The sequence below is a fragment of the Acidimangrovimonas pyrenivorans genome (assembly GCF_042643245.1).
GTDB classification, from domain to species: Bacteria; Pseudomonadota; Alphaproteobacteria; order Rhodobacterales; family Rhodobacteraceae; genus Acidimangrovimonas; species Acidimangrovimonas pyrenivorans.
The window spans coordinates 76,061-87,908 of record NZ_JBHRSK010000004.1 but is presented as its reverse complement, the minus strand read 5'-3'; the positions used below and the strand labels follow the sequence as shown (position 1 = coordinate 87,908).

Sequence of the window (11,848 nt, the reverse complement as noted above, 5' to 3'; positions counted from 1 at the left end):
CGCGACGGCAACTAAAACACAAAGTCTCATCACACTGTCGCAAGGAAATTCCATGGCCGAGATAGGCGATACCGCTCCCGACTTCACCCTGCCCCGCGATGGCGGCGGCGAGATTACCCTGTCGGCGCTGAAACCGCAAAAGGTCGTGCTCTACTTCTACCCGCGCGACGATACCCCGGGCTGCACCACCGAGGCGATCGACTTCACCGCCAAGGCGGCGGAATTCGCGGCCGCCGGCGCCGTGGTCGTCGGCCTCTCCAAGGACAGCGTGGCCAAGCATGACAAGTTCATCGCCAAGCATTCGCTGGGCGTGGCGCTGGCCTCGGATGCCGCGGGCGACACCTGCGAGCGCTACGGGGTCTGGGTCGAGAAGAACATGTACGGCAAGAAATCGATGGGCATCGAACGCGCCACCTTCCTGATCGACGGCACCGGCAAAATCGCCCGCGTCTGGCGCAAGGTGAAGGTGAAGGGCCATGTCGACGAGGTGCTCGACGCGGTGCGCGCGCTGTGAGCGGAAAGACGCTCACCGAGCGCGCGGTCGAGGTCCTGACCTGCGCCGACGGCCGCGAGAAGACCGCGATCAGCAAGGCCCATGCCGAGGCCTGGGTCGCGGCGCGCGACTCGGGCAAACCGATGGAAGTCGGCACCGCCAGCCCGCCGCTGCGCCCGGCCCGGCCGGAAAAGCCCGAACTGCTGGCGCCGCGCGACGTGCCGCGCCGGCGCCCGGGCACGCCCGCCGGCCGCATCGCCCTGCTCCATGCCGTCGCCCATATCGAGCTCAACGCCGTCGACCTGCATTGGGACATCATCGCCCGCTTCGGCGATGCCGGCATGCCGCTCGGCTTCTACGACGACTGGGTCAAGGCGGCGGCGGAAGAGTCGAAGCATTTCAACCTGGTCTGCGACCGTCTTGAAGCGATGGGCAGCTTCTACGGCGCCCTGCCCGCCCATGCCGGCATGTGGCGCGCCGCCGAGGACACCGCCGCGGACCTGCTCGGCCGGCTCGCCGTGGTGCCGATGGTGCTGGAAGCGCGCGGGCTGGACGTGACCCCGGGCATGATCGAGATCTTCCGCAAGGCCGGCGAGACCGAGACCATCGCGGCGCTCGAGGTGATCTATGCCGAGGAGGTCGGCCATGTCGCCTATGGCTCGAAATGGTTCAACTGGCTCTGCGGCCGCGCCGGCGCCGATCCCAAGGACGAGTTCCACCGCCTCGTCCGGCACTACTTCCACGGCGCGCTGAAACCGCCCTTCAACGAGGAGAAGCGCGCCGAGGCCGGCCTGCCGCCGGATTTCTACTGGCCGCTGGCCGAGGAGACGCCGGTGAAGGCGGGCTGAGCCCGGGCGCAGATTGGAACTGACCGCCCCCTGTTCACTGCGCGTGCCCCGCGCCCATTCCTTCCCCAAGGGCACCCCGCCACCGCCACACCCGGCCTCGCCCCCGTCCCGAGGCCGCCCGGATCGGCAATATCCCGCCTATTTCGGCGGCGAATGTGCCGAGACCGCAACATAAGGGCCAAAAAACTTGCAGCAGCCCCGCCGCGCTGGCTAATCAGGACACGGATCGCCGGTTCGGGGATGAAACCGGCACCGACAAGGACAAGACGGGGACAGACGTGTGACGGGACGGATCACCTACCGATTGAATGCGGCGCTGGAACGCTACCTGCCCGAACAACGGCTGTTCCTGCGCTCCGACACCGAGACCCGCTTCATCCGCCTCAGTCCGACCACCCAGGCCCTGACCTTCGCCACCGGCGCGCTGGTGATCGCCTGGACGATCCTCGCCACCGCCATGCTGATGATGGACTCGATCGGCGCCGGCAACGCGCGCGAGCAGACCCGGCGCGAACAGCTGGCCTACGAGGCGCGGCTCAACGCGCTCTCCGCCGACCGCGACAGCCGCACCGAGGAAGCCGCCCGCGCCCAGCAGCGCTTCAACGTCGCCCTGGCCCAGGTCTCGCAGATGCAGTCGGCGCTTCTGGCCTCGGAAGACCGGCGCGAGGAGCTGGAAACCGGCATCGAGGTGATCCAGAAGACCCTGCAGCGCGCCATCCACGAACGGGATGCCGCCCGCGCCGACCTCGCCGCGACCAGGGCGAAGCTGGTGGCCGAGGCCAAGGCGCCGAACACGCGGGCGGGCCGGATCAAGGATGTCGAGGCGACGCTGGACGTGCTGACCCGCACCCTCGCCGCCACCGCGACCCAGCGCGACCAGATCGCCGCCGATGCCGCCGAGGCCAAGCGCCAGGCCGACCAGATCGCGCTCGACAAGCGGCTGATGGAAGACCGCAACAACCAGATCTTCGACAAGCTGGAACAGGCCGTGACGGTGTCGATGAAGCCGCTCGACAAGATGTTCCGCGCCGCCGGGCTCTCGACCGACAAGGTGCTCAAGGAAATCCGCCGCGGCTATTCCGGCCAGGGCGGGCCGCTGACCCCGATCACCTTCACCACCAAGGGCGAGCCGCCGACCGCCGACGAGATCCGCGCCAACGAGATCCTGGCCGGGCTGGACAAGATGAACCTCTACCGGCTTGCCGCCCAGAAGGTACCGGTCGGCCTGCCGCTGAAGACCTCGTTCCGCTTCACCTCGCCCTTCGGCTGGCGCTCCGACCCGATCAAGGGCACCAAGCGTTTCCACGAAGGGCTCGACATGGCCGGCCGCTACGGCTCGCCGATCTATGCCACCGCCGACGGCGTGGTGGTTCGGGCCGGCTGGTCGCACGGATACGGCCGCCTTGTCGTCATCCGCCACGCCTTCGGCTTCTCGACCCGCTACGGCCACATGTCGCAAATCCGCGTCAAGGTCGGGCAAAGGGTCTCGCGCGGGCAGCGGATCGGTGATATGGGCAATTCAGGCCGTTCGACCGGAACGCACCTGCACTACGAGGTGCGGACCGCTGGCAAAGCCGTCAACCCCATGACCTACATCAAGGCAGCAGCTCATGTTTTCTAAAAGCCGCATCAACGAACCCGGACCCAAGGCAGCCGAGGCTGACAAGCCGGAGGCGCCTGCGGCCAAGCCGAGCACCGACTACGCGCCCAGCACGCCGAAGTCGAAACCGGCGGCCTCGGTCCTGTCCTCCGACCTGACCGTGGTCGGCAACCTCAAGACCACCGGCGACATCCAGGTCGAAGGCGTGGTCGAGGGCGATATCCGCGCCCATCTTCTGACCGTCGGCGAAGGCGCGACGATCCGGGGCGAGATCATGGCCGACGACATCGTCGTCAACGGCCGGGTCATCGGCCGGGTCCGCGGCCTCAAGGTCCGGCTGACCTCGACCGCCCGGGTCGAGGGCGACATCATCCACAAGACCATCGCGATCGAGAGCGGCGCCCATTTCGAGGGTTCGGTCCAGCGCCAGGACGATCCGCTGTCGAGCGGCGGCGACAAGCCCGCCGCGGCGCCGGCGGCCAAGCCGGCCGCGCCCAAGGCCGATCCGGCCCCGGCCGCCAAGGCCTGAGCCCGCCTTGTCGCGACGCTGACCAGACGGGCATCGCCGCCGGGCGGTGCCCGTTTCATTTCCGGGCCGTGGCGCATCCCGGCCCCCCGTTCCAGTGCGCCCGTTCCAGTTCGGAGGACCGTCGATGACCACCTGGCCCAGCCCCGTGACCCTTTCCGGCAGCCATGCGGCACTTGTCCCGCTTGCGCCCGCGCACGAGGCCGACCTTGCGCAGGCCAGCGCCGACGGCGCCCTGCACCGGCTGTGGTATACCTCGGTTCCCGCCCCCGGGCAGGTCGGCGCCGAGATCGCGCGGCGGCTGGCGCTGCAGGAAGACGGCGCCATGCTGCCCTTCGCGGTGATCGACCAGGCCTCGGGCCGCGCGGTCGGCATGACCACCTACATGAACATCGCCGCCCCGCATCGCCGGCTCGAGATCGGCTCGACCTGGTATGCCCGCTCGGTCCAGCGCGGCCCGATCAACACCGAGTGCAAGCTGATGCTGCTCGGCCATGCCTTCGAGGTGCTGGACTGCATCTGCGTCGAGTTCCGCACCCATTTCATGAACCACCAGAGCCGTGCCGCGATCGAGCGGCTGGGCGCCAAGCTGGACGGGGTGCTGCGCGCAAACCAGATCAGCCCGAACGGCACGGTGCGCGACACCGCCGCCTATTCGATCATCGCCAGCGAATGGCCCGCGGTGAAGGCCAACCTGAGCTGGCGGCTGGAAATGCCGCGCGGCTAGGCTTGGGCAGTCCCAGGCGCAGGGCATCGTCGGCCTGGCCGCTGGCCCCTCGGAATGCCCGGCTCATGATGTGTCGTGAGACTGCTCGACTTGAAGTCCGGAGCTTGCCGCGAAGCGCGACCTACGCGCCGGCTGGCCGCGTGGCGGACGAAGCGGTCCTTCTCGGGCGTGACCCGAGCAGGGCAAGCGCCGGCCCGTGGGCTGGCATGCGCCCCATCTGAACGGCGGCGCTTTATGGCAACCAAACCCCTCTATCGAAAGAGCGTCGCGCGCGGATGACAAAGCGCCAGCCCGCCGGAACGGGCCGGCGCTTGCCCTGCGCGTTTCACGCGCGCACCGGGCTGTTTCAGTGCCTATGAGCAATGTCAGCAAAGGCCTCGGAACGGATCGTCAGCTTCCAGACGGATCACGGCCGGGACGAGAAGCGCGGTGGCCGCAGTCGCCGCCCCTGTCCTGCACCGCGGAATGCCCCGCGCCGACCTCCCCGGCACCACCTCCGCAACCGCCCGGAAAACAGGCGCCTTGCCGCGAAAATAGCCGCCCCGCCAAGTGCCGAAAAAACCCGCGCGAGATCGTCCGCATCCCGCCGCCGGATCGCTTGCCATCGCCGGGGCGCAGGTCGAATATGCTGTCATGCAGCAAGACATTTCGACGGCCGCCACCGCGGCCGATACCTCCGAACAGGCGCCGCAGGACTGGCAGATGCCGCGCAAGCTGCGCGAGCGGCTGACCCAGCTGGTCGCGTCGATCTACCCGGACGCTGGGGCGGAGGAACTGGCCGAGAGCTTCGCCCGCAGCTTCTGGCCCGGAGAGCACCGGCCGCGCCGCCGCGGCCGGGTCACCGGCAACACGCTGTGGACCCAGCGCGACAGCTACGTCATCACCTATGGCAACTCGATCACCGACGGCGAACACAAGCCGCTCGACCTGCTGCGCGACTTCGCCAGCCGCTACCTGTCCGACACCATCCGCGGCATCCACATCCTGCCCTATTTCCCCTTCACCTCGGATGACGGTTTCGCCGTCACCGACTATTTCGCGGTCAACAGCCAGCTCGGCGCCTGGGAGGACATCAGCCGCATCGCCGGCGAGTTCAAGCTGATGTCGGACCTGGTGCTGAACCACTGTTCGAGCCAGTCGATGTGGTTCAGCGAATATCTCCAGGGCCACGAGCCCTACGACACGTTCTTTTTCGAGGCCGATCCCGCCGACGACCTGAGCCAGGTCGTCCGCCCCCGCGCCCATCCGCTGCTGCGCGAGGTCGAGACGGCGAACGGGACGCGCCATGTCTGGTGCACCTTCAGCCACGACCAGGTCGATCTCAACTTCGCCAACCCCGAGGTGCTGCGCACCTTCCTGCAAGTGCTGCGCTTTCATATCGACCGGGGCGTCCGGACGGTCCGGCTCGACGCCGTCGCCTTCCTGTGGAAAGAGGTCGGCACCCCCTGCATCCACCTGCGCCAGACGCACGAGATCGTCCGGCTGATGCGGCTGCTGGTCGATTACGACGCGGTGCCGGTGGTGCTGATCACCGAGACCAACGTGCCCAAGGCCGAGAACCTGAGCTATTTCGGCAACCGCAACGAGGCCCATGTCGTCTACAACTTCTCGCTGCCGCCGCTGATCCTGCACGCGCTGCTCACCGGCAGTTCGCAATATCTGCGGACGTGGCAGATGGCGATGCCGCCGGCCCAGCTCGGCTGCGCCTATTTCAACTTCACCGCCTCGCATGACGGCATCGGCCTGCGCCCGGCCGAGGGGCTGATCCCCGACCAGGAGATCGGCCAGATGATCGGCACGGTCGAGGAATTCGGCGGCCGGGTGTCGATGCGGCGGATGCCGGACGGCAGCGAAAAACCCTACGAGCTTAACGTCTCGCTGTTCGACGCGCTCAAGGGCACAGTCAGGGGCAAGGACGAGCTCAACGTCCCGCGCTTCCTGTGCAGCCAGGCGATCGCCATGGCGCTGGAGGGCATCCCCGCCTTCTACATCCATTCGCTGCTGGCCACCGGCAACGATTACGACGGGGTCGAGAAGCTGGGCTACAACCGCGCCATCAACCGCCACCGCTGGGATTACGCCGCGCTGCAGGAGCGGCTGGCCGATCCCGAGAGCACCACGGCGCGGGTTTTCGAGGAGCTCAAGCGGATGATCCGCATCCGCGCCCGGCAGGTCGCCTTCCACCCCAACGCCACCCAGTTCACGCTGCAACTGGGCGACGCCATCTTCGGCTTCTGGCGCCAGAGCATCGACCGGGCGCAGAGCATCTTCATCCTCGCCAACGTCACCGACGAAGAGGTGGCGATCCCGTCGGTCTCGCTCAACCTGATCGACGGCCACGACTGGTACGACCTGCTGAGCGGCGACCAGATCGACGAGCATCACGGCGAGATCGTGCTGGCCCCCTACCAGTCGCGCTGGATCACCAACGGGCGGGTGTGATGGGGGCCGAATTCGTCGTCTTCACCGATCTCGACGGCACCCTGCTGGACCACGAGAGCTACAGCTACGAGGCGGCCCGGCCGCTGCTGGAGCTGCTGACGGCAGAGGGCATCCCGGTCGTGCTCGCCTCGAGCAAGACGGCGGCCGAGATCGCGCCGCTGCGGGCCGAGCTGGGCCTGTCCGCCTGCCCCGCCATCGTCGAGAACGGCGCCGGACTGCTGCCGCCCGGGCAGGAGCGCCCTGCAGCGGCCCGCACCCATGACCGGCTGCGCGCTGCGCTCGACGCCCTGCCCGGGGAGCTCCGCGCCCTCTTCCGGGGCTTCTCGGACTGGTCGGCGGCAGAGATCGCCCGCCGCACCGGCCTGACACCCGAAGCCGCCGCGCTGGCGGCGCAGCGGGATTTCTCGGAACCCGGCCTGTTCAGCGGCAGCGCGGCCGAGCGCGAGGAATTCACCGCCGTGCTGGCCGAGGCCGGCATCACCGCGGTGCAGGGCGGCCGTTTCCTGACCCTGTCCTTCGGCGCCGCGAAGGCCGACCGCATGGCCGAGGTCGCGGCGCGCTACCCCGGGGCGACGACCGTGGCGCTTGGCGACGCGCCCAATGACATTGCGATGTTACAGGCCGCGGATTACGCTGTCGTCGTCCCCAATCCGGCCCATGCCGCCCTGCCGCCTCTGGCCGGCGAGGCCACGGGCCGCATCCGCCGCGCCCCCTGTCCCGGCCCCGCCGGCTGGGCCGCAGGGCTCGGCCAATTGCTGGCGGAGCTCCGCCAGACCAGCGAGTAGGAAAACAGGTGTCCGATTTCCACCAGTCCGGCGGCGTCGCCACGCTCCACAATCTCAAGCAACGCCCGATCGAGGAACTCGAGCGCCGGCTGCAGCTCTTCGCCGAGCATCGCAAGATCACCCTGATCCTGCCCTCGCTGTTCTCCGAGCTGGAAACCGACGCCCTCGCCGGCATCCTCGACGAGCTGCAGGGCGCCTCCTACATCAACCACATCGTCATCGGCCTCGACCGCGCCGATGCCGACCAGTTCGCCCATGCCAAGGAGTATTTCGCGCGCCTGCCGCAGGCCCACAGCATCCTGTGGAACGACGGGCCGCGGCTGCGGGCGATCCACGACACGCTGTCCGAGGTCAAGCTGGCGCCCGAGGAACCCGGCAAGGGCCGCAATGTCTGGTACTGCATCGGCTATGTGCTCGCCTCGGCCAATTCCGACGTCGTCGCGCTGCATGATTGCGACATCGTCACCTACAAGCGCGAGATGCTGACCCGGCTGATCTACCCGGTCGCCAACCCGGAATTCCCCTACCAGTTCTGCAAGGGCTATTACCCGCGCATCGCCGATTACAAGCTTGGCGGGCGGGTGACGCGGCTGCTGGTCACGCCGCTGATCCTGGCGCTGCAAAAGTGTTTCGGGCCAAACGATTACCTCGAATACCTCAAGGCCTTCCGCTATCCGCTGGCAGGCGAATTCGCGATGCGCACGGCGATGCTGCCCGACATGCGCATCCCGTCCGACTGGGGGCTGGAGATCGGCGTGCTGTCCGAGGTCTGGCGCAACCTGTCGCGCCACGCCGTCTGCCAGGTCGACCTGGCCGACAACTACGACCACAAGCACCAGCCGCTGTCCGAGGAGGACGCCAATTCCGGCCTGTCGCGGATGTCGATGGACATTTCCAAGGCCCTGTTCCGCAAGTTGGCGACCGATGGCGTGACCTTCTCGAACGAGCAGTTCCGCACCCTGAAGGCCACCTTCTACCGCATCGCGCTCGACCTGATCGAGATGTATTACAACGACGCCAAGATGAACGGGCTGACGCTCGACCGCCATACCGAGGAGAAATCGGTCGAGCTTTTCGCCCAGAACATCGTCGAGGCCGGCAACGTCTTCCTCGAGAACCCGATGGAGACGCCGTTCATCTCGAACTGGAGCCGAGTGCAGTCGGCCAACCCGGATATCCTGCGGTTGATCCGCGAGGCGGTGCAGGCCGACAACGCCGAGGCCTGAAAGCTACCGCCCCGCCGGCCCGGCGAAAAGCGGCCCGACCGCCCGCGGCCGCAGCCCGGCGCCGGCGCGCTCCAGGAACAGCGCGTTCAGCCCCTGCCGGGCGGCCAGCGCCATCCCCGCCTCGGCGCCGCGCACCATCAGCGCCGTCGCCCAGGCATCCGCCGCCATGCAGCTTGCGGCGACAACCGTCACCGAGGCCGGCGCTCCGTCGACCGGGCCGCCCCGGCGCGGGTCCATCGTGTGCGACAGCCGCCGCTGGCCGAGCTGCACCCAGTGGCGGTAATCGCCCGAGGTCGCCACCGCCGCGTCCTGCAGCGCCAGCATCGAATGCGGCGCCCGGCGCGCGTAGTCGGGCCGCTCGACCGCGACGGTCCAGGGGCTGCCGTCGGGGCGCAGGCCGCGTGCCTTCAACTCGCCGTCGATCGCCACCAGCCCGGCGCGGATGCCGAAGCGTTCCAGAACCGCCATCAGCCGGTCGGCGCCGTAGCCCTTGGCGATGCCGTTGAAGTCGAGCACCACCGGGCCGCGCTTGCGCAGCCGCAGCGCCTGCCGGTCGAGCTCGACAAGCTCATGCGCCGGCGCCCGGCCCCGGCCCAGCACCGCCTTGACCTTGCCCGCATCCGCCGGCTGCGGCCCGAAGCCCCAGGCATTCACCGCGTCGCCCATGCCGACATCGAAGGCGCCGTCGGAACGGCGGCCGATCTCGAGCCCCGCTGCCAGCACCTCGGCAAACGCCGCCGGAACCTCGATCCACGCGCCCACCGGCGCCCGGTTGACCCGCATCAGCGCGCTGTCGGGCTTCCACGGCGACATCTGGCCGTCGACCTGCGCCACCGCCGCCGCCAGCGCAGCCTCGATCGGCGCCGTCTCGGTATCCGCTGCACCGTGGAACAGCACCGACCAGCGCGTGCCCATGGTCGGCCCGCTCAGCGCGAAGCGGGTCGGGTCGGCACGGGTGCCCGCCTGCGGATCAGTAGACATCTTCGGCATATCGTCCCTCGGCTTTCAGCATCGCGGGGGTGAGCCCGGCCGGGGCGAGGATCTCGGCCAGCGCCTCGCGCACCCCGTCGGCCATCCCGCGCCCGCCGCAGACCAGAACCTGTGCCCCCTCGCCCACCAGCCTGGCGATCCGGACGGCGTCGCGGCGCAGCGCGTCCTGGACATGGGCCCGGGCGGCGACGCGCGAGAACGCGGTGGTCACCGAGGCCAGCCGCCCCTCCGCCTGCCAGTCGTGCATCTCGGGACCGTAGAGCAGGTCGCTCTCCGGATCGCGGGCGCCGAAATAGAGGTGCATCGGCCGGCGGGCGCTGTTGGCACGGGCGAAACCGGCCAGCGGCCCGATCCCGGTGCCGGCGCCGATCAGGATCACCGGCCGACCGCCGCGCGCCGGGCGGAACTCCGGGTTGCGGCGGATGAAGCCCTCGATCCGGTCGCCCGGCTGCAAGGCGTGGAGCTGGCCCGAGCACAGCCCGCCCGGGCATTTCCTGACGCAGATCTCGAGGAAGCCGTCGCGGCGGGCCGAGGCGAGCGAGTAGAACCGGGCGACCTCGCTGCCCTCGGGCAGCACCCCCAGCAGGTCGCCGGCGGCGAAGCGCGGCAAGGCCCGGCCGGTCAGTCGCGCCCACGGCCCCGCCTTCGGCACAGCGAAGCGCAGGATCGTCGTCGGCGCCTGGACCTCGGCGCCATAGTCGCGGCGCGAGACCAGGGTCAGGGCGTGGCTGCGCTGCCGGGCGGGCTGGTGGTTCAGCTCCAGCTCGAGGCCCAAAGCCGTGCCCAAAGCCGTGCCCAGCGCCCGGCCCCAGCGGGCGAAATCCTGCGGCGACTGGCGGTCGACGGTGTCATAGGGGATCAGCGGCGCCCAGCCCCTGGCCGCGGCCGCCTCGGCCACCTGCCTTGCGTAGCCGCAGAAATCGGGGAATTGCCGGTCGCCGAAGCCCAGCACTGCCAGCCGCGCCTCGGGCGCCCGCGGCAGCGCCGCCAGCCGGTCGAGGAAGCCCGTGGCCGAGGCCGGCGCGGCGCCGTCGCCATAGCTGGCCGTGAGCACGACGATCCGCTCGGCCCGGCCGTAGCGGGCGGGGGCGAAGCGCGCCATCGCGGTGGTGTGGACCTTGTGGCCCTGCGCCGTCAGCGCCGCATGCAAGGTGGCGGCGAAGCCCCAGGTGGTGCCGCCCTCGCTGCCGACCAGGACGACGGTGTCGGCCTGCCCGGCTGCGACGTTGCCCCGGATCCGCGGCCGGCCGCGCCGCCCCTGCAGCCACAACAGCGCGCCGGTCCCCGCCATCACCGGCGCGCCCAGCGCCATCAGGCCGAGCAGCAGTCCCAGGGGCCAGGCCCCCTGCCCGGTATGCAGCCTGTAGATCGTCTCGGTCAGCCGCTGCCACGGCCCGTTGCCGGCCCAGACCAGCAAAGCGCCGCTGCCCTGGTCGAGATAACCGGTGCCGGCATCGGTCTTCAGCGTGAACACATCCGTGGCGTCGCCCGGATAGGGAAAGGCGAGTTCTCGCAGCGCGCTGACGGGCGTGTCCTGCAACAGCGCCATCCGCCCGGGCGCCGCGCCGGTCTGGCCGCTCACCTCCCGGGGGAAAGCCGGCGCCGCCGCATCGGAGGGGATCAGATCGAAGGTGCTCGCGGTCATGAACAGCGCCGTCACCGAGGACAGCACCAAGCCCGCGACCGTCAGCCGCGCGACCTCGACATGCAGCCGGCCCGAGAACGGTCCGCGCAGCCGGCCGAAGAGGTGGCGCCAGCCGCCCGTCCGCCGCGCCGTCAGCTGCAAACCCGACAGCGACAGCAACAGCAACGCCGCCGCCCCCGTCGCCGCCGCCCAACGCCCGACATCGCCGAGGAACAGCGACCGATGCAGGTTGGTCAGCCAGCGTTCGGTGGCGGACGGCGCATAATCCGCCACCCCGGTGCCCGTCGCCGGGTCGATCACCACCGAACCGGGCCGACCGTCCTCGAAATAGAAGGCGGTGATCCGGCCCGAGGGTGCGCGCCGGATCTGCTCGACCCCGGGATATCGGGCGGCAACCCGGCCGGCGAGCTCCGCGACGCTGGTCTCGACGGCGGCGGGCGTCTGCGCGCGCTCCAGCGCCGGGAAGACCGACAGCGCGGTCCCGCTGAGCGTCAGCGCGACGATCAGCAGGGCGGCAGCGAGGCCGATAAGCTTGTGCAGCGCGCGGAACATGGCCGGCCTCCCGA

Annotated in this window: 10 protein-coding genes; 8 read left to right on the top strand and 2 right to left on the bottom strand. The window is 69.7% G+C overall.

Translation table 11 applies throughout. The features are described from left to right. The first annotated feature begins 52 nt into the window (after positions 1-52). The 8 genes from ACFOES_RS03420 (at position 53) to ACFOES_RS03385 (ending at position 8,647) form a co-directional block, all read left to right on the top strand. A complete protein-coding gene (locus ACFOES_RS03420; protein ID WP_377831772.1) occupies positions 53-514 on the top strand; it encodes a peroxiredoxin in 462 nt (153 codons plus the stop codon). After that, positions 511-1,341 (top strand): ferritin-like domain-containing protein, encoded by an 831-nt coding sequence (locus tag ACFOES_RS03415; protein WP_377831771.1) that lies wholly within the window; start codon positions 511-513, stop codon positions 1,339-1,341. Before ACFOES_RS03420 ends, ACFOES_RS03415 begins: the two co-directional genes overlap by 4 nt. Positions 1,342-1,621: 280 nt before the next feature. After that, a complete protein-coding gene (locus ACFOES_RS03410) occupies positions 1,622-2,962 on the top strand; it encodes a DUF5930 domain-containing protein (protein WP_377831770.1) in 1,341 nt (446 codons plus the stop codon). Continuing rightward, positions 2,952-3,470 carry a bactofilin family protein gene (locus ACFOES_RS03405; protein WP_377831769.1) on the top strand — a complete coding sequence of 173 codons (519 nt, stop codon included), beginning with the start codon at positions 2,952-2,954 and terminating at the stop codon, positions 3,468-3,470. The genes ACFOES_RS03410 and ACFOES_RS03405 overlap by 11 nt, the downstream gene beginning before the upstream one ends. A gap of 124 nt (positions 3,471-3,594) precedes the next feature. Next, a complete protein-coding gene (locus ACFOES_RS03400) occupies positions 3,595-4,194 on the top strand; it encodes a GNAT family N-acetyltransferase (RefSeq protein ID WP_377831768.1) in 600 nt (199 codons plus the stop codon). 702 nt (positions 4,195-4,896) lie between these two features. Further along, a complete protein-coding gene (locus tag ACFOES_RS03395; protein WP_377832995.1) occupies positions 4,897-6,636 on the top strand; it encodes a sugar phosphorylase in 1,740 nt (579 codons plus the stop codon). Beyond that, positions 6,636-7,421, top strand: coding sequence for an HAD-IIB family hydrolase (locus tag ACFOES_RS03390; RefSeq protein ID WP_377831767.1), 786 nt, complete (start codon positions 6,636-6,638; stop codon positions 7,419-7,421). Before ACFOES_RS03395 ends, ACFOES_RS03390 begins: the two co-directional genes overlap by 1 nt. Before the next feature lie 8 nt (positions 7,422-7,429). Then, positions 7,430-8,647 (top strand): glycosyl transferase, encoded by a 1,218-nt coding sequence (locus ACFOES_RS03385; RefSeq protein WP_377831766.1) that lies wholly within the window; start codon positions 7,430-7,432, stop codon positions 8,645-8,647. A 3-nt stretch (positions 8,648-8,650) separates the two neighbouring features. Here ACFOES_RS03385 and ACFOES_RS03380 read toward each other — a convergent pair whose 3' ends face one another. Together ACFOES_RS03380 and ACFOES_RS03375 are read right to left on the bottom strand one after the other, a co-directional pair. Further along, on the bottom strand, positions 8,651-9,637 hold the full coding sequence (locus tag ACFOES_RS03380; protein WP_377831765.1) for an FAD:protein FMN transferase: 987 nt from the start codon (positions 9,635-9,637) through the stop codon (positions 8,651-8,653). Next, the gene (locus ACFOES_RS03375; protein WP_377831764.1) at positions 9,618-11,834 is read right to left on the bottom strand and encodes a PepSY domain-containing protein; all 2,217 of its coding nucleotides are present in this window, start codon (positions 11,832-11,834) and stop codon (positions 9,618-9,620) included. Before ACFOES_RS03375 ends, ACFOES_RS03380 begins: the two co-directional genes overlap by 20 nt. Between the last annotated feature and the right edge of the window lie 14 nt (positions 11,835-11,848).